Source organism: Vibrio sp. 10N.237.312.B06, assembly GCF_041464685.1.
GTDB lineage: Bacteria > Pseudomonadota > Gammaproteobacteria > Enterobacterales > Vibrionaceae > Vibrio > Vibrio tasmaniensis_A.
In genome coordinates this window covers 43,242-65,951 of sequence record NZ_JBFSPI010000004.1, presented here as the reverse complement: position 1 = coordinate 65,951, position 22,710 = coordinate 43,242, and the positions used below count along the sequence as shown (strand labels likewise).

At 40.9% G+C, this 22,710-nt stretch carries 26 protein-coding genes; 10 read left to right on the top strand and 16 right to left on the bottom strand.

Annotated features, from left to right (window positions below):
• Positions 1 to 98: 98 nt before the first annotated feature.
• Positions 99 to 1,112, top strand: a complete 1,014-nt coding sequence (gene galE / locus AB6C75_RS01980) for a UDP-glucose 4-epimerase GalE (RefSeq protein ID WP_372106636.1) — start codon at positions 99 to 101, stop codon at positions 1,110 to 1,112.
• A gap of 425 nt (positions 1,113 to 1,537) precedes the next feature.
• Here the strand turns inward: galE and AB6C75_RS01975 are convergent, their stop codons facing one another.
• Positions 1,538 to 3,676 (bottom strand): TonB-dependent hemoglobin/transferrin/lactoferrin family receptor, encoded by a 2,139-nt coding sequence (locus AB6C75_RS01975; protein ID WP_372106635.1) that lies wholly within the window; start codon positions 3,674 to 3,676, stop codon positions 1,538 to 1,540.
• Between the two features lie 224 nt (positions 3,677 to 3,900).
• On the opposite strand from AB6C75_RS01975, the gene AB6C75_RS01970 reads away from it, so the two are divergent.
• The gene (locus AB6C75_RS01970) at positions 3,901 to 4,788 is read left to right on the top strand and encodes a LysR family transcriptional regulator (RefSeq protein ID WP_372106633.1); all 888 of its coding nucleotides are present in this window, start codon (positions 3,901 to 3,903) and stop codon (positions 4,786 to 4,788) included.
• On the opposite strand, the gene AB6C75_RS01965 is transcribed toward AB6C75_RS01970, so the two are convergent.
• On the bottom strand, positions 4,780 to 7,461 hold the full coding sequence (locus tag AB6C75_RS01965; protein WP_372106631.1) for a GNAT family N-acetyltransferase: 2,682 nt from the start codon (positions 7,459 to 7,461) through the stop codon (positions 4,780 to 4,782). The genes AB6C75_RS01970 and AB6C75_RS01965 overlap by 9 nt on opposite strands.
• A gap of 216 nt (positions 7,462 to 7,677) precedes the next feature.
• On the opposite strand from AB6C75_RS01965, the gene AB6C75_RS01960 reads away from it, so the two are divergent.
• From AB6C75_RS01960 to yciH, 4 genes are all read left to right on the top strand, one after another.
• Positions 7,678 to 8,241, top strand: coding sequence for an SPOR domain-containing protein (locus AB6C75_RS01960; protein ID WP_009845372.1), 564 nt, complete (start codon positions 7,678 to 7,680; stop codon positions 8,239 to 8,241).
• 179 nt (positions 8,242 to 8,420) lie between these two features.
• Positions 8,421 to 9,416: a D-alanine--D-alanine ligase gene (locus tag AB6C75_RS01955; RefSeq protein WP_304570727.1), complete on the top strand. Its 996-nt coding sequence runs from the start codon at positions 8,421 to 8,423 to the stop codon at positions 9,414 to 9,416.
• A gap of 242 nt (positions 9,417 to 9,658) precedes the next feature.
• Positions 9,659 to 10,030 (top strand): DUF3319 domain-containing protein, encoded by a 372-nt coding sequence (locus tag AB6C75_RS01950; RefSeq protein ID WP_029222765.1) that lies wholly within the window; start codon positions 9,659 to 9,661, stop codon positions 10,028 to 10,030.
• 4 nt (positions 10,031 to 10,034) lie between these two features.
• Positions 10,035 to 10,346, top strand: a complete 312-nt coding sequence (gene yciH / locus AB6C75_RS01945; RefSeq protein ID WP_012600635.1) for a stress response translation initiation inhibitor YciH — start codon at positions 10,035 to 10,037, stop codon at positions 10,344 to 10,346.
• A 193-nt stretch (positions 10,347 to 10,539) separates the two neighbouring features.
• Here the strand turns inward: yciH and AB6C75_RS01940 are convergent, their stop codons facing one another.
• From AB6C75_RS01940 to AB6C75_RS01925, 4 genes are all read right to left on the bottom strand, one after another.
• Complete coding sequence (locus AB6C75_RS01940) at positions 10,540 to 10,773, bottom strand: RstC protein (protein WP_372106628.1); 234 nt, start codon at positions 10,771 to 10,773, stop codon at positions 10,540 to 10,542.
• A 66-nt stretch (positions 10,774 to 10,839) separates the two neighbouring features.
• Positions 10,840 to 11,193, bottom strand: coding sequence for a hypothetical protein (locus AB6C75_RS01935; protein ID WP_372106626.1), 354 nt, complete (start codon positions 11,191 to 11,193; stop codon positions 10,840 to 10,842).
• Entirely contained in the window at positions 11,190 to 11,471 is a 282-nt protein-coding gene (locus AB6C75_RS01930; RefSeq protein WP_372106624.1) for a single-stranded DNA-binding protein, read from the bottom strand. Before AB6C75_RS01930 ends, AB6C75_RS01935 begins: the two co-directional genes overlap by 4 nt.
• Positions 11,472 to 11,480: 9 nt before the next feature.
• Entirely contained in the window at positions 11,481 to 12,623 is a 1,143-nt protein-coding gene (locus tag AB6C75_RS01925; protein WP_372106622.1) for a phage/plasmid replication protein, II/X family, read from the bottom strand.
• A gap of 122 nt (positions 12,624 to 12,745) precedes the next feature.
• On the opposite strand from AB6C75_RS01925, the gene AB6C75_RS01920 reads away from it, so the two are divergent.
• Positions 12,746 to 13,159: a helix-turn-helix domain-containing protein gene (locus AB6C75_RS01920; protein WP_372106620.1), complete on the top strand. Its 414-nt coding sequence runs from the start codon at positions 12,746 to 12,748 to the stop codon at positions 13,157 to 13,159.
• An 898-nt stretch (positions 13,160 to 14,057) separates the two neighbouring features.
• Here AB6C75_RS01920 and AB6C75_RS01915 read toward each other — a convergent pair.
• The 4 genes from AB6C75_RS01915 to AB6C75_RS01900 all read right to left on the bottom strand — a co-directional run bounded on the left by AB6C75_RS01915 (position 14,058) and on the right by AB6C75_RS01900 (position 16,141).
• Complete coding sequence (locus AB6C75_RS01915; RefSeq protein WP_372106628.1) at positions 14,058 to 14,291, bottom strand: RstC protein; 234 nt, start codon at positions 14,289 to 14,291, stop codon at positions 14,058 to 14,060.
• Between the two features lie 66 nt (positions 14,292 to 14,357).
• Entirely contained in the window at positions 14,358 to 14,711 is a 354-nt protein-coding gene (locus AB6C75_RS01910) for a hypothetical protein (RefSeq protein ID WP_372106626.1), read from the bottom strand.
• Complete coding sequence (locus tag AB6C75_RS01905; protein ID WP_372106624.1) at positions 14,708 to 14,989, bottom strand: single-stranded DNA-binding protein; 282 nt, start codon at positions 14,987 to 14,989, stop codon at positions 14,708 to 14,710. The genes AB6C75_RS01910 and AB6C75_RS01905 overlap by 4 nt, the downstream gene beginning before the upstream one ends.
• Before the next feature lie 9 nt (positions 14,990 to 14,998).
• On the bottom strand, positions 14,999 to 16,141 hold the full coding sequence (locus tag AB6C75_RS01900; protein WP_372106622.1) for a phage/plasmid replication protein, II/X family: 1,143 nt from the start codon (positions 16,139 to 16,141) through the stop codon (positions 14,999 to 15,001).
• A 122-nt stretch (positions 16,142 to 16,263) separates the two neighbouring features.
• Here AB6C75_RS01900 and AB6C75_RS01895 point away from each other — a divergent pair, with 122 nt between their 5' ends.
• Positions 16,264 to 16,677, top strand: coding sequence for a helix-turn-helix domain-containing protein (locus AB6C75_RS01895; RefSeq protein WP_372106620.1), 414 nt, complete (start codon positions 16,264 to 16,266; stop codon positions 16,675 to 16,677).
• A gap of 459 nt (positions 16,678 to 17,136) precedes the next feature.
• Here AB6C75_RS01895 and AB6C75_RS01890 read toward each other — a convergent pair whose 3' ends face one another.
• The 5 genes from AB6C75_RS01890 to AB6C75_RS01870 form a co-directional block, all read right to left on the bottom strand.
• On the bottom strand, positions 17,137 to 17,307 hold the full coding sequence (locus tag AB6C75_RS01890) for a YodC family protein (RefSeq protein WP_017098282.1): 171 nt from the start codon (positions 17,305 to 17,307) through the stop codon (positions 17,137 to 17,139).
• A 242-nt stretch (positions 17,308 to 17,549) separates the two neighbouring features.
• Positions 17,550 to 17,783: an RstC protein gene (locus tag AB6C75_RS01885; RefSeq protein WP_102381542.1), complete on the bottom strand. Its 234-nt coding sequence runs from the start codon at positions 17,781 to 17,783 to the stop codon at positions 17,550 to 17,552.
• A gap of 67 nt (positions 17,784 to 17,850) precedes the next feature.
• A complete protein-coding gene (locus AB6C75_RS01880) occupies positions 17,851 to 18,204 on the bottom strand; it encodes a hypothetical protein (RefSeq protein WP_372106618.1) in 354 nt (117 codons plus the stop codon).
• 2 nt (positions 18,205 to 18,206) lie between these two features.
• Complete coding sequence (locus AB6C75_RS01875; RefSeq protein WP_048661941.1) at positions 18,207 to 18,482, bottom strand: single-stranded DNA-binding protein; 276 nt, start codon at positions 18,480 to 18,482, stop codon at positions 18,207 to 18,209.
• An 8-nt stretch (positions 18,483 to 18,490) separates the two neighbouring features.
• Positions 18,491 to 19,795, bottom strand: coding sequence for a phage/plasmid replication protein, II/X family (locus tag AB6C75_RS01870; RefSeq protein WP_372106616.1), 1,305 nt, complete (start codon positions 19,793 to 19,795; stop codon positions 18,491 to 18,493).
• A 131-nt stretch (positions 19,796 to 19,926) separates the two neighbouring features.
• Between AB6C75_RS01870 and AB6C75_RS01865 the strand changes: the two genes are divergently transcribed.
• Both AB6C75_RS01865 and AB6C75_RS01860 read left to right on the top strand, forming a co-directional pair.
• The gene (locus tag AB6C75_RS01865) at positions 19,927 to 20,316 is read left to right on the top strand and encodes a helix-turn-helix transcriptional regulator (RefSeq protein WP_372106614.1); all 390 of its coding nucleotides are present in this window, start codon (positions 19,927 to 19,929) and stop codon (positions 20,314 to 20,316) included.
• 824 nt (positions 20,317 to 21,140) lie between these two features.
• Positions 21,141 to 21,542, top strand: coding sequence for a phage protein (locus tag AB6C75_RS01860; protein ID WP_372106613.1), 402 nt, complete (start codon positions 21,141 to 21,143; stop codon positions 21,540 to 21,542).
• A gap of 144 nt (positions 21,543 to 21,686) precedes the next feature.
• On the opposite strand, the gene AB6C75_RS01855 is transcribed toward AB6C75_RS01860, so the two are convergent.
• Positions 21,687 to 22,610, bottom strand: coding sequence for a chromosome partitioning protein ParA (locus AB6C75_RS01855; protein ID WP_372106611.1), 924 nt, complete (start codon positions 22,608 to 22,610; stop codon positions 21,687 to 21,689).
• Positions 22,611 to 22,710 lie beyond the last annotated feature (100 nt).

Sequence of the window (22,710 nt, the reverse complement as noted above, 5' to 3'; positions counted from 1 at the left end):
TCGTGCGGTGTATCTGCCATAGCCGTTTGTCGCTCCACCCTAAGTTGTTGTATCATAAGCGGTAGGTTGAGTGTTTTTAATTAAAAGGTCTGCTAAACATGAATGTTTTAGTTACAGGTGGCATGGGTTACATAGGTAGCCATACCAGTATTCAGATGATTAACGCAGGTATGACACCTGTGCTTTTCGATAACTTGTATAACAGTAAACCAAGCGTTTTAGAACGTATCGAAAAAGTATCTGGCGTTCGTCCTGATTTCATTGAAGGTGATATTCGTGATAAAGCGCTTTTAACTGAAACCATGAAGCAACACAATATTGAAGCTGTTATTCATTTTGCGGGCCTGAAAGCGGTTGGTGAATCTGTAGCCAAACCTCTCGAATACTACGATAACAACGTAAATGGCACGTTAGTCCTTGTCGATGCAATGCGTGACGCAGACGTAAAAACATTAGTATTCAGCTCTTCAGCAACGGTTTATGGCGATCCTGCTAGTGTTCCTATCACAGAAGACTTTCCCACAAGCGCAACCAATCCTTACGGTCGTAGTAAGCTCATGGTTGAAGAGTGCTTAACTGACTTCCAAAAGGCTAACCCCGATTGGAGCATTACGTTATTACGTTACTTTAACCCCGTAGGTTCACACCCAAGTGGTGAACTCGGTGAAGACCCGCAAGGTATTCCAAACAACTTAATGCCATTTGTCTCTCAAGTTGCAGTTGGCCGACGTGAATTCCTATCTGTATTTGGTAGTGACTACCCAACAAAGGATGGCACTGGTGTTCGTGATTACATCCACGTTATGGATCTGTCTGATGGACACATTGCAGCACTTGAGAAAGTAGGGCGTAAAGACGGTCTTCACATCTATAATCTGGGTACTGGCAACGGTTCAAGTGTATTAGATATGGTTAAAGCCTTCGAGAAAGCGAGCGGTCAAGCGATACCTTACAAACTCGTTGAGCGTCGTCCTGGTGATATCGCAGAGTGTTGGGCCGACCCAGCGAAAGCTCAGAAAGAACTGGGGTGGAATGCGACACGCACACTGGCTGAAATGACTGAAGATACATGGCGCTGGCAATCAACAAACCCTGATGGTTTCCCTGGTTGATTGAGTGACTTCATGAATAGTTAACGTACAAAAAGGTGCTCTAGGGCATCTTTTTTGATCTAAATCGAATAAAAAGTGATTTGGTGGTTAAAAAGTATCATTCTGTATCGGTTGTTGTTATCATGCTCGCGAATTATATGTTTAATGTTAATTTTCTTTGGAGTTAATCATGGAACTAGGCCTAATCATCACTTTCATCATTGCTGCAGCAGTAATGGTTAAGAAAGAAATGGCAGAGAAATAATTTCACTTTACCCCTTTTTGATACAACTTTTAGTGAAATAACAAAAGCCAGCTTATCGTAAGCTGGCTTTTTAGTTTCTACAGTATTTTTGTTGTATGGCTTTATTCTGGAACGACCTAGATCTTTAATGACCTAGGCCTTTAATAAACTTAGCTCTACAACGAACTAGATTTCTAACCAGTTAGAACTCGTAGTTTGCAGATATACCCCAGTTACGACCCGGTTGAGACTTAATATCGGTGTTGAACTTAGAATCGTGCCCACGGCCTGACATGTCATTGTACAGCCAATATTTTTTGTCTAATGCGTTGAATAGACCCGCTCGCAAGGTTAAATCCGTGACAGGGCGGTAATAAGCAGTCAAATCAACAACTGTGTATCCAGCCACGTTTACGTTGTCATCAGAGTTCCACTCATCTTTCGCAGCAACCATTTTAATATTTAAAGCTGAACCGAAAGTCTCGCGTTCGATACCAAGACCTAGCGTACCCGTTAGTGGTGCTACTGAATCAATGGATTTACCTGTAGATTTATCTTCACCATCAGCATAAGCCACAGCTAAACGAGTGTAGGTACCAAATGGTGCGTCTAACAGGGTGTCAAGATTAATCGTTGACGAAAGCTCTGCACCATAGATAGTTACTTTATCTAAGTTCTCTTTGGTGTATACGTCTTTACCGCCTTGTTTACCCGATTTCGTCTGGTTAATGAAATCAGAGTAATCTGTGTAGAAAGTGCTTAGTTCAAAGCGAGCATGTTCATTATTGCCACGAAGGCCAAGCTCGTAAGAGATACTTCTTTCCGCTTTCAAGTTAGGGTTAGCTTCAATGATGGCACCTCGAGTGTAGAAGTAGTAGAGGTCGTAAACTGAAGGTGCTTTAAACCCTTGCCCAACTTGACCAAATACCGATAGGTTGTCATTGATGTGGTAAACTGAACCTAGCTTAGCTGTGACGGCGTCATCTTTATTCTTCTCATATTGAGTCTTGTAGCCTTCATCCGTTGATGGGTCAGCAACAAATGAGTCATAACGAAGACCGCCAGTTACAATCAACTTGTCTTCCATGAAAAATGCTTGGTCTTGAACAAACACACCCCATTGCGTTATTTCTGCATCAGGGATACCAGTACTACCCGGTGTAACAGTGCCTCGGTCAAACTTATGGTCGTAGTTTTCTAGTTCAAAGTCATTCTTCAGATATGTGAAACCATATGTGAATTCGTGATCCGCACCATCAATATTCACTAGCTTAGAAAGCTGTGTATCAACTTGCATGTTGACATCAGAAGCATCACGCTCACGAAGTCGACGTCCGTTGAAGCGAGTTGTATCGTAGTTTTTATTCAGAGAACTTGAGTCTTGGTAACTTAGAGACCAGTCTAAAGAGTCAGCAATTGAAGAGCTTAGTTTAAGCTGTTGTTCCAATGTTGCACGAAAACGTTTGTTGGTGTCTTTGTTGTAATTATCAGTATATACAAAGCCTGGCATAAGCTGATAGCCATTGTAGTTTAGCTCATCTTCATCATATTGATGTTGGTAATGCTCAACCGTAATACCAACCTTATTTGAATCTGATACATTGTAGAATGCTTTGGCTAGGATATTACTTAATTCCGTATCTGCCGGGTTCTCTGCACCACGATCAGGACCTTGAACTTCGCTTCCTGATGAATGAGTCTGTGTCTCGTGGCCTTGAGCGTATGTCACCATAACGATCGTTTCTAACTTATCTTTACGCATCGCCCAAGAAACTGTGTTCTTGAACTGTTCATCTGCAGATGTATAGGTAGATTTGATGCCAAAACGGTTTTCATCCCCGTCAGTTCTAAGCATATCCTCTGGATTTTTAGTTCTTAGCAGTACTGCACCACCAATGGCATCTGAACCGTAAAGCGTAGAAGCAGGGCCTTTATTCACCTCTATGACACTTAATGTATCGACTTCGATCGCATTCGAATATTTACGTTGCTCAGAAGCACCAGGGTTATATGGTGTAGGTTGTTGAACTCCATCTACCATAAGTTTAACGCGATCACCTTCAACACCGCGGATGTTAAAGCCTGAAATACCAAAACGGCCACCGCCTTGAGCTTCTACCCCTGGCGTGTATTGAAGAGCTTGCTTTATGTCGCTAGACATTTGATTATCTATGTCTTTTGCAGATACAGACTCAATTGAGCTTGAAACGTCTTCTTTGTTTTGTTCGGTACGCGTTGCTGATACAACAACCTCGTCAAATAGGGCATAATCTTCAGCAAAGGCTGATGTTGATGAAAGCGCTAAAACGATTGAAGCAGAGAGTAGGGATTGCTTATACATCTGATAGTTACCTTAGTTCCATAATATCATCTTGATTTGCGAAAGATGATATTGGATCTAAATGATAATTACTATTATTTGCATTTAAATAATTTTCAATATTATCAACTAGTTCATAATTAGCGTTATTAAACACATGTATTAAAAAGAGTTTTTCAGTTCCATTCACCATGTGAATGCTTCTCTTTTTGTGATTTAGATCTCACTTACAAAGTAGGAAAGTTATGCATAGCCCAATAACACTTGAAGCCTTACACATATTAGATGCCATTGATCGTCGTGGAAGCTTTGCGGCAGCGGCTAATGAAATGGACCGAGCACCTTCTTCATTGAGTTATCAAATCCAGAAGCTAGAACAAGACTTAGATATTATGATTTTTGATCGCTCAGGCCACCGTGCAAATTTCACGGAAGCGGGGCAGTTAATATTAGAGCAAGGAAGGATCATTCTTGGTGCCACTGAACAGCTCGTTAATGACGCGAGTATTCTTGCTAATGGCTGGGAGTTGGATTTAACGATTGCCTTTGATGGCATTATTCCGATTGCTAATTTCTTCCCATTAGTCGATGAACTCGGAAAAATAAGTAAAACTAGGGTTCGATTACAAGAAGAGATTCTAGCTGGATGTTGGGAATCTCTTTCAGACGGCCGAGCTGATTTATTGGTGTGCCCAAAGGTTGACACCATACCAAACGATATGAAAAGTGACATTATCGGTAAGATGGAAATGGTATGGGTTGCAGCATCGAATCACTATGTTCATAAGCGATCTGGTGATTTCGACCAAAAGGCGAGAGAAAGTTACAGGGTTATCGCAATTGCAGATACAGCGCGTGACCAACCTGCATTAAGCATCAATATTCTAGAAAAGCAGCCACGTTTAACCGTAACAAGCCTCCCAGCCAAGGTAGAGGCTCTAACTGCAGGGGTAGGGATCGGCACCTTACCGAATAGTGTAGCTAAACCTTTGATTGAATCTGGCGTTCTACAACAAATTTCGGGTACCGAACCACAGCCTATCGACATCGTAATGGCTTGGCGACGTAACAAAATGGGCGACGCCAAGTCTTGGTGTATTCAACACCTAAAAAAAACATGGGCGTTAAAGTAACGGCAACACCATATCTGCAGTGCCGTCTTCAAAACTGATATCTAGCTCAAAGCCCAGCTTCTGGGCTAGTGTCAGCATCCCTCGGTTGGTCGGCATCGTCATGCCCGACATCTGCTTGGTCTGCTTTGTACGACAGTAGTCAATAACCTTAGTCATCAAAATGCGGCCTAATCCGACGCCTTTCAGATCGGAACGTATCAGAATAGCGAACTCTGCATCGGTGTTCTCTGGGTTAATCAACGCTCTCGATACGCCAATAATCGCGGGTACGCCTTGTTCCTTTCGAACGACCACAAATGCAATTTCTCTATCAAAGTCAATCTGAGTAAAGTTAGCCAACGCCTCATGATTGAATTCACCCACATCACTAAAGAAACGCTTGTAAAGGTCTTCTTTGGATACACGATGAATAAAATCAGCATGAAGCGGCTCGTCTTCAGGAAGGATCGGGCGTAACAACACCTCAGTGCCGTCCTTAAGTACGATATTCTCTTCCAATTCGACTGGATAAGGGCGAATCGCAAGACGTTCTTGAGGATCGCCTTGGTATGCTTTCAAGATGATATCGGCATCTAATATCGTGAACTTGTCACCATTGGCCAGTACTGGATGGATATCCAAATCATGTATTTCAGGGCAATCCACTACCATCTGAGATATACGCACCAACAATTCAGAGAGACCTTCAATATCAATCGGGTTAGGTAGTTTTTGCAGGCGAATCTTGCCACTTTTTATCGCCCGAATGATCAAGTAACGCGCCAGTGTCATATTGAGAGGTGGAAAGGCTGCAGCAGCGTCAATGGATTCATCCCATTCAGAACCTCCTTGACCAAGTAAAATGATAGGACCAAAGGTTTCGTCCGTTGTCACTTTTACACGTAGCTCCTGCCCGCCGGCGAGTTTGGCCATTCCTTGAATTAACAAGCCATGAATATGCGCAGTAGGGAACGACAGTTGAGAGCGATCGAGAATCGCCTGAGCCGCATTGGCGACTTCATTGCTGTTTCTTAAATTAAGCATGACACCTTGCACGTCCGACTTATGTGCAATGTCTGGCGAACGTAGTTTAACTGCGACTGGGTAACCAATCGTTTCGGCAATATGTACCGCTTCACTTGGGTCAGAAGCTATCCAAGTTGGTAATACATCTAGGTTGAAGTGCTTGAAAAATTGGCTATTTTGATGCGTATCAAGGCTGACTGTGTCTTTATCCAGTAGTTGACGTTCTATCCAATTTTTTGCATCTGCTAGATCTTCAATATGGACTTTTTCTGCTGTGGTTGGCGTTTCCATTAACTGACGCTGGTTACGTCTGTATTCGACCAAGTGCATAAATGCGACCACTGAACTTTCAGGTGTTCGATAGGTTGGGAACCCTGCTTCGGTAAACAACTTTCGTGCTGGCTTTGCTGTTAGCTCGCCAGACCAATTCGTTAGGATGTTAAATCGCTTGTGGCGAGGATGCTTTTTAATGGCTTCAATAATTCGCTCAGCTGTTTTAGCTGAATGTGCGATCGCAGAAGGGCTGTGCATGATAAGAATCGCATCCGCTTCATCACCATCTAACAAGATGTTTATCGTATCGATATAACGTTGCTCACCGGCGTCACCAACAATATCGATTGGATTACTCTGAGACCAACTCAATGGTAAAACCTTATTGAGCTTCTCTAGCGTATCTTCAGAAAACTCGGCAAGCTTACCACCACGGTCAAAAAGGGTATCCACCGCCATGATCGCAGGGCCGCCGCCGTTGGTCACAATAGCCAAGCGCTCTCCACGTAATGGCACTGAATGAGTCAGAGTCTCTACCGCTGCAAACAGTTCATGTAAGTTCTTAACTCGTAACATGCCGCTGCGTCGGATCGCTGAGTCATAGATAATATCTAACGTATCGGCACCGCCAGTATGTAGCATTGCCGCCGCCCGGCCTTTAGCGGTTCGTCCGCCTTTTAACACTAGAATTCGTCTATTACGTGACGCGGCACGCGCAGCAGAGATAAAGCGCCTCGCATCTTTAATACTATCGACATAAAGCAATATTGCTTCGGTGTGAGAGTCGGTACTCAGATAATCCAATAGCTCCGAGAATTCTATGTCATTGCCATTACCTATCGAGATAAACGCCGAGAAGCCGATCTCTTTATCGTTCGCCCAATCTAGAATCGTTGTACACACTGCTGCGGATTGAGAAACAAAGGCGATTTTACCTGGCAGTGCCGTCACCGGAGAGAAAGAGGCATTCAAATTTAACCACGGGACAATAACTCCCAAGCTATTGGAACCAAGTACCCGAATATTGTTTGCTTTGGCTATTGCAATACATCTCTCATCAAACGTTTCACCGCTATCACTTTGCTGTTGCATGTCGGAGGAGAGCACAATGACGGAAGCGATGCCTTTCTCGGCCAACTCTTCAAAAATAGCCACATTGCGTGTCGCATTAGTGCACAAAATAGCAAGGTCAGGCACGATAGGTAGCGACAAGATGTTTTTGTAAGAGAGGACGCCTGCGACAGAATCGTATTTTGGTGTTACTGGCATCACCGCACCTTTAAAATCCCCGTGCAACAAATTGTTCATGACGATATATCCTGCACGCGTTTCTCGTTGAGATGCACCAACAACAGCGATTGAACGGGGTTTAAGTAGGGGATCAAGATGATTCATAGACATATCCTAGCAATGCACGTAAGTTCATCGTAACTTACTTTTCATTCACGGGTTGATGGCAAATTCACCGAATTAAGATGAATAAGCAGACACTGCATAAAGTTTGTGAAATAGGTCACCCAGTAATGGTGTATAATCTCAAAGTTAACTTGATTCTAAACCGACGTATCGGCATGATTTATAGTAATTATTATTAAGGATATAGAGCTTTCCATGAAAAAACTTGCAATTGTGACTTTGCCACTGCTCTTGGCTGCATGTGTATCTGACAACTACGTTACCAATGTAACGTCAGATAGCTATCAAGAAGAGTTCAAAACGGCTAAAGTTGAAGCTCCAGTTGTATCTCAATCTGAGCAGACTGCCGTTGTTGAAGAGAACGTGGTCAACGTTGTCAGAACCACACCTGTAGAACAAAAAATCACTCACACGACTAGAGCTAAGCCGGTTGCAACAATTACAGCTCCAACCAAGAAGCAACAAGACATGAACCAACGCTTTGGTTACACAGTTCAAGTTGTTGCTGTTGGCAGCCAAGCCAAAGTCGATTCTTTTGTAAAAATGTTACCAACAACTTCCCAGCCAATTTGGGAAAACTACAAAATGGTTAACGGCACGAAGTGGTTCACTGTACTTTACGGTGACTACGCGACACGCTTAGACGCTAAAAAGGCGATTTCATCTTTGCCGAGCAGTTTTCAAAACTTAAAGCCATTCGTTAAGAGCATTGATGATATCAAGAACTCTGAATACCCAACGCTTAACAAGTTAAACTAAGTTTTAAATCATAAAGAAGGAGCAAATGCTCCTTCTTTTGTTTTATGACGGTTAGTTTTGTTTAATAGTTAATCGCTCACTCCTTAGATGACAATTTTAGCATTCAAAACACTGTACCTATTTCGACTTTTGTTTATCATTGAAGTCAGTATTCCTAGTTTCAAGGACCGAATTTACCCATGAACACCACAAACATCCTTCTACTTTGCGGCGGTGGATCTTCAGAGCATGAAGTGTCAATCGTTTCAGCCAATTACCTTTTTGAACAACTTAATAGCGTTGCAGATTTTAACGTTGTGAGAGTTGAAATTAAAAACGAAGGCTGGTGTCTTGATTCGGGTGAGTTGGTTTATCTTGATATTAACGATCAAACCTTACGTGGCGACAACTTAGAATCTAAAGTCGATTTCATTGTTCCTTGTATTCATGGTTTCCCGGGCGAAACAGGTGACATTCAATCACTGTTTGAAATGGCTAAGATTCCGTACCTAGGTTGTGGTTCTGAAGCAAGCAACAACAGCTTCAATAAAATCACATCAAAACTTTGGTACGACGCTCTGGGTATCCCAAATACGCCTTATCTGTTCTTATCCGACAACACTGAACAAGCTCATGCACAGGCGACACAAGCCTTTGAAAGTTGGGGGAAAGTGTTCGTCAAAGCGGCTCGTCAGGGATCTTCCGTTGGCTGTTACCAAGTCAATCAAGTAGAAGAATTAAGTGAAGCAATCAACAAAGCATTTACCTTCTCTGATCAAGTGCTTATTGAGAAATCCGTGGTGCCAAGAGAACTAGAAGTTGCCGCTTATGAAATCGATGGCGAGCTACAGATAAGCAAGCCAGGCGAGGTGATTGCACCTAATGGCGCATTTTACTCTTACGAAGAGAAGTACAGTGCAGACAGCCACTCAATTACTGAAGTTGAAGCAACTAACTTAACCGATGAACAGCGTGAATTGATTGCAGATAGCGCCCGCAAGGTATTCACGCAGATGAAGCTTCGTCACTTGTCTCGTATCGATTTCTTCTTAACACAAGACAATGAGATCTACCTGAACGAAGTGAATACCTTCCCAGGTATGACGCCAATTTCCATGTTCCCAAAAATGGTTGAACATGACGGCCACAAATTCAGCCAGTTCTTAGAGAACTGCGTGAGAACAAGCATTTCTTAGTTCACCCAAAATATCTTAGCCGTTTTATATAACTCATTAGATAACAAATAGCGCCTTGAGCTTACCTGCCAAGGCGCTATTTGTTTTTAAGTCGGAAGTTTTTGGTTTGCAAAGTCAGTTGATTGACTAAGCAGTTTATTAACAATCTGACTATCAACAGGTGTTTTTGCCATATTATGCTTGATATCATTAGAAGTATACTTATGATTAACGTAATGAAAACAAAACGATGATCAATGGATATGGCAAATTCAGTTTACCGAGGCGTTCCTCTACAATCAGCGGATGCAAACAACACCGTTTGGCGTGCCAAGCTAAAAAACAACATTATTCAAGGTAATTTACCTGCTGTGAAAAAGAGTATTGATTGGTGGATTGATACTGCGACCCTTATTGACCCGAAAGAATTCACAGCGTTAAACAAGTCGAGAGCGTCTGGTGGTGGCTTAGCTGAAAACTTCCATGGTTACCAAATTAAAAATGATAGCGGTGAGCCTAACGCTTGGTATTGCATGTTTAACGGGCGCCTAATTAAAGGTGGCAAGATTGCAATCCAGCGTCATATAGAGGCTTTCTTACTCGCAAAACAAAAAGCAGCACAGCAAAAGAAGTAAAATTATGAGCCTAGTATATTCAACTGAAACAGGTCGTATTAAACCTGAAGAAGAGAAAATCCAGCGCCCTAAAGGCGATGGTATTGTTCGAATCCAAAAAGAAACAAAAGGCCGTAAAGGTAAAGGCGTTTCTATCGTAACAGGCTTAGACCTAGATGACGCACCATTAAAACTCATGGCTGCGGAACTCAAAAAAGTATGTGGTTGTGGCGGCTCAGTAAAAGATGGCAACATCGAGATTCAAGGCGACGCTCGTGACAAGCTCAAAGCGCATCTTGAAAAGAAAGGCTACAAAGTTAAATTTGCTGGCGGTTAAGCTCTAACTAATGCCGGGGGTAAAATCGAAGATTATTATCACTGGTTATTAGGTATTTTATGGTAAATAGCCTCTATGGTTAAATACGCAGTAGAATTCAGAGAGTACAGATACGAAATAAGGCAGGGCATCGCATAAAGATACCTGCCTTATAAACACCGAAATCAATTTAACATAACGTACATAATACGCACTAAGACGTAAGTTCTTTCTGGGGGCTGCCTAGCTGCTCTTGGGCTTTAATCTGTGGGTAGATTCGCATAAAGCTGACCATTCCCTGTAACTCTTCAATCTGGTCATTCATATGATCATGCAAACTGTAAGCTATCTCTTTGGGACAATCTCCAGTACCAAGGAAGATTGAAATATTAGAGATTTCATTAAGCTTAGATTCTAAGTCTGATAGCGTGTATTCTTTAACGGTCATAATCAACTCCGATATAGTTGGTTGTGTAAAAGCCCGTAGCTGTCTCACCAGTTACGGGCTTTGTTATTAGTGCTTAATTGAGTCTGCTCTAAATGGATTTGAAGATGGTAAAGACATTCGCTCTTCAAAATCATTTGGCGCTAAAACTATGACTTGAGCTCCCAAGTCTAAAGCCGCAACGATAATCGCCTGATTCTGTAGTTCTAGTCGCTCAATAGCCTTTAAGGCGCGAGAAAATCTATTAAAACGCATGGCTTGGTCTGGCAATCGGCACCATAATTTTTTTATTAAAGAATTACTCTCTTTAAACTTGAGAAGAAAATCATCGTTCTCCGGATTATGAACAAGCCAACCATGAAAATTAGCGCTATCCGGTAAACCAGCCGCCTTCTTCAATTCTTCAGGTTTAATTACGCTCATAACTCAAACTCCAAAGGTGTGATGATTTTTCCGTACTTCTTTAGTTCCACAGTACCAAAATTATTAACGATATAGGAAGAACTATGAAAGGTATAAAATCCGGCTTCATAAGGTGGTTGACCTTCTTCCAGTTGAACCTTGGTGAGCGTTGGAAAGCGACCTTGTAAATGCGCATAAGCATCTTGTTCGTAGATAGTACGTGGTGGCTTGCCGTCTTTCCCTGGCATAGTTCTGGGTGTGACTCTTACGTCTTCTTTGAATACTTCGATTTTTAACATGGTGTTTTCCTATGCGTAAGCTTTGAAAGGTAAAATATTGGTTTCGGCTACAACTGGCATCTTGTACCAAGGCGGAATTTTAAGTGGCTGAACCTCGATAACCTCAGAACGTTTAAGTGTTGGACACATCCGGCTAACATCGAATTGTTGACCGATATCGATACCAATCGCTTTAAGTCTCGCTTTGTGCTCGTAAAATTGACGGTCTTTTAAAACACTTCTTAAATTTGTTCCGTGTTGCCACATAATGGCGTAACTTTGCGTTGCGTTGGCTGCTTGTCGGCTCTTAACTACGCCTAGTGATAAAAGTTGGTCTGCAAAGGATTGATGTTCGTCGTATGATATTTGTGTTGTTTTCATAGCATTCTCAATGTCTTGTAAGTGATTGTAAAAATCTTGTTCTGTTGTGATGCCGTAAAATTGTAAGTCGTGTCGTTTTAATAATGCCTGTCTCAAACTGTGCTCTTCTCGAACAACGCCGAGTGACTCGCAATAATCAATAAGCTTGTTCACGTAATCTAGTGCTTCTTGTGATACCCCTTCTTTTTTTCGTTGGTCTTTTAATAAATGTCTCTGTAAGTCAATCGCCTTTGCATAGAGTTTGTCCATTATCCAAGTCGACCCTTCCCCCCAGTTACAAGTGTTGCCATCAGGATAAAGCTTAGGTTTTCGTCCTCGACCAATTTGCATAGAAGAAAGACCTCGAATAAAAGAACGCTCTTTCCCCTTCCCTACGGCTAAGTTTCGAGTCCAATCTATCGATGTGATTTCAGCACCATTACCAATCAATGAAGACGATTTACCATCAGCAGATTGACGATGAGCAAAACGGGTATTTTTTGTAAACGGAGGCAAGTCATATGAGGCTAAAATATGGTTATAAATCGCCACACATTCATCAAGTGTCTGCAAACCAAATAGGTTATCCATACGCTGCCAGCGCGACGGATTTCCTTCAACTCGAACCCGAGTGCCATTACATCGAATAGTTAATTTTGTACTGTATGAGCCTTCTAAAATTTTCTGATTAACCGTCGGTGGAAGGTTTTCACCCGTTTCTAATTCAACCCTTTCGATAACATGACGGCCCACAAGAGGAAGGTTCCCCTCATGGTGATCTTGTTGCATGAATAGTTGGTCGATAAAGAACAAATGAAAACCCTGTCAATACTCTTACATGATGAATTTAATTAACCCTGCAGGATTAATTGTGTCGGTAGGGGTAATATATAGGGTTATAATTAATCCTACAAGATCAACTGGCGGGTAAATTTATGTCTATAGGTGACAATTTAAAGCGTTTGCGACGTGATAAAGGATGGACTCAAGGTGAGTTAGCAAAAAATTGCGGTATTCGATTGGGGCAGATTTCAAAAATCGAAAGAAATGATACTGACCCAAAATTAAGTACTATATATGCGATCAGCAAAGCCTTGGAATGCACTCCAAACGCCTTGCTGAGTGATGTGTCACAAACAAGTTTGGATACCTTGCTTGCAATTGCCTTAGAGAGAATGCAAAAGCTACCAGAGAAGGATAAAAACATCTTGTTAGCAATCATAGATAAATACTGCATAGCTAAAAGCATGCAAGATATGGTCGAACATAACACCATTTTTGGAATATCTATTTTTGATGGAAGAACAGAAGAAATGGATAAAAAATCTATCGAAGATGAGAATACATAAAGTCGGTGTTTATGCGGATGTCCGCAGTTAGTTGGGGTGTTACAGGAACCCGAACCTGAGAGAGCCAGTTTTGCGCGCTACGCTTGCCTCCCAAAACCTGCCTCTCTCTCATCATGATTGGGGGGTTGGATAGTTCCCTTATATACCAAGCAACAAGCAATAAAAAAGCCTAACTATTAAGTTAAGCTTTTTCTCTGACGCGCTACGCTTGTCTACTCATTTACACTCTACAAGCAAGCTTATAGCAGAGTAAATCGAGTCTAAATACTGATGTTGTTTTAAAAAACAAGAAAAAAACATTGACAAATCATAAAGTTGTTTACATCAACATCGAAACGTGTTATCATTAATTTCAGATGGCAAAAAACACACCAAGAATAAAAGTAATCTAGTGTGTTAATAGGAGGTGTTTATAGCTTAACAATACAGTATGAAATCAAGCTTGAAGATTTCACACGTGGAATAACAACCATTGCACTGGTGGTTATTCTTATTCTCAATTCACTAATTAAGGAAAAATGAATAAAATGAATAAATTAGATATCTTTATGTTCTTTGTAGAGCTTGCTATGTTTTTGTTCGAACAGATTCAGCCTCTGTTCGTTTAACCTATAAGGCCTGTTACAGCAGGTCTTATAACATATAGTTAGCAAAAGGTTATGTGTTCATTATACATAGAGCAGCCCTAGAGTCAATATTATAAATGATACTGGTCTGCTCTATTCATCTCGTATTATGCAAATTATATTACGGGCTTCAATCGTGAAACGATTCTCACGATGAGCATTAAAAAAGGCCAGCAAGCTGACCTTTCTAATTGAGCATATCCCTCGCCCACGTTTGCTCTCACTCAGGCTTTCAGCAAACCACTCAACATAATTTAGCCCCATAATACGCACTAAGACGTAAGTTCTTTCTGGGGGCTGCCTAGCTGCTCTTGGGCTTTAATCTGTGGGTAGATTCGCATAAAGCTGACCATTCCCTGTAACTCTTCAATCTGGTCATTCATATGATCATGCAAACTGTAAGCTATCTCTTTGGGACAATCTCCAGTACCAAGGAAGATTGAAATATTAGAGATTTCATTAAGCTTAGATTCTAAGTCTGATAGCGTGTATTCTTTAACGGTCATAATCAACTCCGATATAGTTGGTTGTGTAAAAGCCCGTAGCTGTCTCACCAGTTACGGGCTTTGTTATTAGTGCTTAATTGAGTCTGCTCTAAATGGATTTGAAGATGGTAAAGACATTCGCTCTTCAAAATCATTTGGCGCTAAAACTATGACTTGAGCTCCCAAGTCTAAAGCCGCAACGATAATCGCCTGATTCTGTAGTTCTAGTCGCTCAATAGCCTTTAAGGCGCGAGAAAATCTATTAAAACGCATGGCTTGGTCTGGCAATCGGCACCATAATTTTTTTATTAAAGAATTACTCTCTTTAAACTTGAGAAGAAAATCATCGTTCTCCGGATTATGAACAAGCCAACCATGAAAATTAGCGCTATCCGGTAAACCAGCCGCCTTCTTCAATTCTTCAGGTTTAATTACGCTCATAACTCAAACTCCAAAGGTGTGATGATTTTTCCGTACTTCTTTAGTTCCACAGTACCAAAATTATTAACGATATAGGAAGAACTATGAAAGGTATAAAATCCGGCTTCATAAGGTGGTTGACCTTCTTCCAGTTGAACCTTGGTGAGCGTTGGAAAGCGACCTTGTAAATGCGCATAAGCATCTTGTTCGTAGATAGTACGTGGTGGCTTGCCGTCTTTCCCTGGCATAGTTCTGGGTGTGACTCTTACGTCTTCTTTGAATACTTCGATTTTTAACATGGTGTTTTCCTATGCGTAAGCTTTGAAAGGTAAAATATTGGTTTCGGCTACAACTGGCATCTTGTACCAAGGCGGAATTTTAAGTGGCTGAACCTCGATAACCTCAGAACGTTTAAGTGTTGGACACATCCGGCTAACATCGAATTGTTGACCGATATCGATACCAATCGCTTTAAGTCTCGCTTTGTGCTCGTAAAATTGACGGTCTTTTAAAACACTTCTTAAATTTGTTCCGTGTTGCCACATAATGGCGTAACTTTGCGTTGCGTTGGCTGCTTGTCGGCTCTTAACTACGCCTAGTGATAAAAGTTGGTCTGCAAAGGATTGATGTTCGTCGTATGATATTTGTGTTGTTTTCATAGCATTCTCAATGTCTTGTAAGTGATTGTAAAAATCTTGTTCTGTTGTGATGCCGTAAAATTGTAAGTCGTGTCGTTTTAATAATGCCTGTCTCAAACTGTGCTCTTCTCGAACAACGCCGAGTGACTCGCAATAATCAATAAGCTTGTTCACGTAATCTAGTGCTTCTTGTGATACCCCTTCTTTTTTTCGTTGGTCTTTTAATAAATGTCTCTGTAAGTCAATCGCCTTTGCATAGAGTTTGTCCATTATCCAAGTCGACCCTTCCCCCCAGTTACAAGTGTTGCCATCAGGATAAAGCTTAGGTTTTCGTCCTCGACCAATTTGCATAGAAGAAAGACCTCGAATAAAAGAACGCTCTTTCCCCTTCCCTACGGCTAAGTTTCGAGTCCAATCTATCGATGTGATTTCAGCACCATTACCAATCAATGAAGACGATTTACCATCAGCAGATTGACGATGAGCAAAACGGGTATTTTTTGTAAACGGAGGCAAGTCATATGAGGCTAAAATATGGTTATAAATCGCCACACATTCATCAAGTGTCTGCAAACCAAATAGGTTATCCATACGCTGCCAGCGCGACGGATTTCCTTCAACTCGAACCCGAGTGCCATTACATCGAATAGTTAATTTTGTACTGTATGAGCCTTCTAAAATTTTCTGATTAACCGTCGGTGGAAGGTTTTCACCCGTTTCTAATTCAACCCTTTCGATAACATGACGGCCCACAAGAGGAAGGTTCCCCTCATGGTGATCTTGTTGCATGAATAGTTGGTCGATAAAGAACAAATGAAAACCCTGTCAATACTCTTACATGATGAATTTAATTAACCCTGCAGGATTAATTGTGTCGGTAGGGGTAATATATAGGGTTATAATTAATCCTACAAGATCAACTGGCGGGTAAATTTATGTCTATAGGTGACAATTTAAAGCGTTTGCGACGTGATAAAGGATGGACTCAAGGTGAGTTAGCAAAAAATTGCGGTATTCGATTGGGGCAGATTTCAAAAATCGAAAGAAATGATACTGACCCAAAATTAAGTACTATATATGCGATCAGCAAAGCCTTGGAATGCACTCCAAACGCCTTGCTGAGTGATGTGTCACAAACAAGTTTGGATACCTTGCTTGCAATTGCCTTAGAGAGAATGCAAAAGCTACCAGAGAAGGATAAAAACATCTTGTTAGCAATCATAGATAAATACTGCATAGCTAAAAGCATGCAAGATATGGTCGAACATAACACCATTTTTGGAATATCTATTTTTGATGGAAGAACAGAAGAAATGGATAAAAAATCTATCGAAGATGAGAATACATAAAGTCGGTGTTTATGCGGATGTCCGCAGTTAGTTGGGGTGTTACAGGAACCCCAACCCTTCGGGTGACCGATTGAGATTTTGAGAATGACCTTTTGAGGTCATTTTTTTTGAGTGTAATTCCAATATTTGGACAAGAGTCCACTATTAAAGATAGTGGACATTTGAAAAGGAAAGCCCCGACCCCGCGCTACGCTTGCCTCGGTGTTCGGTGGCTTTCTTCTCCTTTTCTCCTTCTCACCGTCCTTGCTCAGTCTTCGCCGTCCTTGTTCGTCGTCAAGCGTCGAGTAATCGATAGAAACGAAAATTGGGAGTGCTCTGTACCAAAAAGCTATTCTGGCAAAATGAAAGGAAGGTTTTGTGTTCTTCTTTGGAGGGAGTAACGCTTCGCTGCTTTTCGGGCAATAAAAAAAGCACTCTCCAGAAGTATGAAGAGTGCCCTTATCCCTGCGGGGCATCACTTTACCAATCGTTGCTATAAGCCACTAGGGTTAAAGTAATAAAGTTTTGTACATGGTGAGTCTGATTACCATCAAACCATTGGCATTCAGTAGTAGTACCATCGATTATTGCAGACACCGTCATTATTGGGCCGCCACTCGCAAGCTGAACTTGATTACCTACTTGAAACATAACATTCTCCTTTAATTAATCTCATTACTTTATATGGGGGGAAATAGATAAAAATCAAGGCGTTCTGGTTACAATGCGCATTGTGCAAATTATGTTACGGGTTAACCTCTAACAACGATTTTCCTAACGAGCATCAAAAAGGCCAGACAAGCTGACCTCCTCATTGAGCATGTTACTCACCCACGTTCTTATTCAGTTAAGCACAGCGAACCACTCAACATAATTTAGACCCATAATACGCACTAAGACGTAAGTTCTTTCTGGGGGCTGTCTTGCTGCTCTTGGGCTTTAATCTGCGGATAAACTTTCATGTAACCTAACATAGCTTGTAGAGTTTCTATCTCATCATGCATGTGGTCATAAAGATTAACTGACATTTCAGATGGACATGCTCCAGATTGCAAGAACATTGACAGATGGGCAATGTTATTTAATTTATCTTCTGCATCGCATAACGTGTATTCTTTAGCGGTCATAATCAACTCCGTTTCAGTTGGTTGTGTTCAAAGCCCGTAGCTGTGTCACCAGTTACGGGCTTTATTTTTAGTGTTTAGTAGAATCGGTTCTAAATGGATTTGAAGATGGTAAAGACATACGGCCTTTAAAATCATCTGGTGCTATAACAATAACCTGGTTCCCCAAATCAAAAGCCACAACAATGATTGCTCTGTTCTTCAATTCAAGAAATTCTATGGTGCATAAAGCCTCTGAATATAAATTAAAATTCATAGCTTGATCAGGTAAACCAGTCCAAATCTTGTTCAATAAGGCATCAGTCTCTTTGTATTGAAGAAGAAAATCATCTTGCTCTGGGTTGTGAATGAGCCAACCATGAAATTTGGCACTATCAGGTAAGCCTGCAACTTTCTTTAGTTCTTCAGGTTTAATTATGCTCAAAGTTAAGCCTCAATCGGAGTAATTAATTGACCAAAGCGCTTTAATTCTAGCGCTCCAAAATTGTTAATAGCATAGCTAGAGCTATGAAGTGTATATAACCCAGCTGCGTATGGTGTTTGATCCTTTTCCATTGAAATTTTAATGAGTGAAGGAAATTTCCCAACTAGATAAGCATAGGCATCTTGCTCATAAAAAGTACGTGATGGTTTATCATCTTTTGCTCTTGATGTGCGCTGTTCTACACGTTCATCTTCTTTGAAAATCTCAATTTTAATCATGTTTAGCCTTATGCTGTTCTTAGTTGAGTAACACTGGTATCTAACTCTAAAAGCTGTCTAGTCATAGGACCAAAATCAGGTTCGACATACCAATCAGGAACTTGTTTTGAAAAATCTATGCTGATGATTTCGCATAAAGGAACAACTTTATTCATGCCATTACCAGACAGGTTTTGAAGTTGAGCCTTAGTAAATCCAGCATCGAGTAACATATTCAGGTTGTTATAAAAACTCCTACGAGCACTAAAAGAACGCTGAACCTCTTTAAAGCCTTCATTGATTAAGCGGCGGTAAAATGAGAATGCCCTATCCGCTTTAGCGAAACTAACTTTTCCTGTTGGGGTGAACTTCTTATAAAATTCTCTGAGCTGTCCCTGTACTCTCTCATCATCATAAATATTCATAGCTTGACCTTTGAATGTGTTGTCTATCAGCTTTCCATATGTTTCTTTCCAGAGTTCTTCGATTAACTCTTTACCTGTTTCTTCTTTTAGCTGATGTTGATATTTAATTAAGTCGTGGATATTTGTAGGTATGTCTAATTGCTGTAATTTTCGTTTCTTAATTTCGGATTCAAAGCGAACTAAATACTTTGAATAGTGGAGTATTCTAGGGTCAGACATGGCATCAAATACGAATTGAGCGTGTTTATCGCCTTTCTGAGCTTTATCAGAATATTCATTGTACTGCTTAATAAACTCATGATATTTAGAATAAATCTTACCTCCCCAATAGGACGAATTGGTGTTGTGCTTACAAGTTGTTTCGTAATCGTATCGAGAAGTTCGAACCTGACCATGAGAGACATTTCTAAAGTGATTAATAGCTTGTTTGCATTGCTGTTCAGTTTCAACTTGAGCGGAAAAAGTACAGTCAAGTTGCAGTACCTGAGCAAGATCCCAATCAACCATCAAAGCAAGTTCAGGATTCGATAAAGTAAGAGAAGAATAAAACTCCGAGTAAGCCAGTAAAATGCAATTAGAGCCGAAAACGTTATGACCCTGAATAATTTTGGCAGGACTAGCTTTTAACTCGATATGAGGAGGAATATTTACTGAACCATTATGAAACTTGAGAGCAATACCCGTATAGCTCGATGGTACTTGCTGAAATGGGATAAATTCACTAAACACACTATTGATATTGCCAAACTCGTCTCTCTCAATTGCACCAGAACCAATAAATCCAGTATCAGCAGCAACTTTAGCCACATTCAACTCTTGATAATATGCAGACCTGCCCGAAGCTCGACATTCCAGATGAAAGCAATATTCAGATTTAAATGGAACCATTAAGCGGAGCAAATCGAGCATACAAGAAAACCTGTCAAGACAATTGTAGGTACATTTTTATATACCATACATAAAAGATTTATCCTGCTCAACCTGTAAGATTAAAAATATAGGTGTAGAATAAAATAAAACTTTACCAAAGGGGCTTTATCTTGATTGGAGAGACACTAAAAGTAGCTAGATCTAAAACAAATCTATCCCAAAATGACATGGCGGAAAAATTAAAAATAACAAAACAAACATACATGAAATGGGAAAACGACTTAACCGAGCCAAAAGCGAGTCAAGTCGTTCAATTGGCGTCAATTTTAGGGATATCAGTCGAAGAGGTGTGTCGAGGAAAGCTAAACACTAGATATGACCTTGAGCATTTCATACTTAGGTTAAATGATATGAGGCCGTCCCCTGAAATGCAGGTATTGAAGCTATGGGAAAAATTAAATGACCATGAGGCTTTCTTTGAAAGTTTAGAGCCTAAGACTGATGCGCAATATTACTCTCAAATGGCCGACGAAGAGTTCATAAACAAAAAGATGTACTGAGAATGTGCAAATATGGCACAAGGGTAGACTATTAAAGGAAGTCTACCCCAACTAACGTGATTTACATCACATGTGGATATTCGAAAAGGAAAGCCCCGACCCCGCGCTACGCTTGCCTCGGTGTTCGGTGGCTTTTTCTCCTTTTCTCCTTCTCACCGTCCTTGCTCAGTCTTCGCCGTCCTTGTTCGTCGTCAAACGTCGAGTAACCGATAGAAACGAAAATTGGGAGTGCTCTGTACCAAAAAGCTATTCTGGCAAAATGAAAGGAAGGTTTTATGATCTTCTTTTGAGGGAGTAACGCTTCGCTGCTTTTCGGGCATTTGGGGAAGTTATGCCCAAGAACTGTATCGAGTGCCCTTATCCCTGCGGGGCTAAATTACGAATCAAAAATAAGATTCGATGAATCAATTTTGGGTTTTGATTACTAATGCGCATTGTGCAAATTATGTTACGGGTTAACTTCTAACAACGATTTTCCTAACGGGCATCAAAAAGGCCAGACAAGCTGACCTCCTCATTGAGCATGTTACTCACCCACGTTCTTATTCAGTTAAGCACAGCGAACCACTCAACATAATTTAGACCCATAATACGCACCTAAGGAGATTGAAATCTGATGAGTTTCAGCACCTTAGCCCTTGCAGATTTTGCACACGGTGCCGGATTAAGCCCTTAATGTCGTTGGTTTTATGGATTTTAGCTGCACGTTTATGCATATTGAGTCCAATATTGTTGGCTATACTTTGTTTTCGTGTCTCTGATTTTTACGCTGACGTGTCGCCGTTTCCAGAGACTTTCTACTACAAACACACTTTGCGGATCTCGTGCATCATCACTTTGATGATATCCACGACGCCGCGGCCTTTTTCCACGTTCAACCGATCACGATCACGGTCCAGCGATGGCTCTCAGGTGAAGTCCCTGTGAACCTGATGGCCGAAAAATTGATGAACATCCACGCTCGCGGTTATTTGCCTTTAGACCATCGTTGGAATGGATTTAGGGTTCACCTTGACCGTGCCACCTTGATCACGCCTGAACGACGCGAGTTTAATCCGAAAGAATTGCTCAGTTTTGCGTATTGGCGCGACGAACATCGCCAGCTCGTCGAACGCCACGGTCGAATTGATTCCCCAAAGTTCTACCCACCTAAGGAGCATCCATTGCCATTTCGTGGCGGTCGTCGTATGCCCGCGAAGCCTTGGGTGCCGGCCAAATTCAAATAATACTAGGTACATCACCCAATCGTACTAAATGCTACTCGCTCTCCAGGATTTAGACTTACTACCTCACCTGTTTATTAATTCACAACTTTACTTTGAGTCAACAAAACTGAAAAAGCTTGTTTAAAAGTTCAAAACTCAACCAAGTTAGGCAACTTCACGTAAATTGTTCATGAACCTTTCGAAGACTAATTTAGCTTTCTTAGTGCTTTCAATGTGAATAGTAAGATATTCACTTTCATCAAATTCTAAATCTAATTCAGAGCGAATAGACAATAACAGATGCGGAGTTAAGTCGTTGACCCTAAAAAATTCTGACATACAGAGTTGGCTGAATACTGCGTGACTTTCGTTTTGAACGGCCCAATTTGCATCAATTTCAGATGATACCTTGTCTCTAGATACGGATTCGTTGTTAAACGAGCGATTGAGTCTGTCCCAAGCCCCTTGATCTGATATACCTTCAAGATTCATGTTCTTCATAATAGTCAAACAACGTTCAATTTCGTTATTATGTTTCTGACGAAAAGTTTCTAACAACTCGATATGAGCTTTTCGGCTAGATAAAGCTGCACGTTCTGTCAATAAAGTCATGTAAGCAGCTGCTACTTCACCCATAAAGTTAGTAAGATTTTTTACTGTAGCTTCTGAACCGACTAAGTTAATTTTTGATATCAGTGCTGAACTGCTAGAAAATATACTTGAAATAGTCTGATCCGAAACATTTAGGTCACTCATAGATGCCAATATGTTCTGACACCTACTTAAAGCTTCTACGCTCTCAAGATAAACTTCTTTCTTGAGAAGTTTCTCTCTTTCGATAGATGCTAATTTCAATTGGTGGTTATTTTTTAACTCCTCCAATACCCCAGCATAGCCAGACCTGACTAATTCCACTTCACGGGTTATCGCGCCGATATCTTCTTTAGTCGCTAAATTGGTAGCCTTAGAGGAAAGATAAGAAGGTAGGAATGATTTTAGTATCAAAAATACAAACCCAGCCCCAATAATTACTCCTAGACCTAGACTACTAAATATTTGAAATAATTCTTTAATTTCACTTATGCTCATTATTACCTCTATTGCCAATTAGATTTGAGGCTCGAACTGCCGTAAAACCTTAAACTTAAGCCAACTCATAATAAAAACTCCACGCGGCCGAATCACTCCG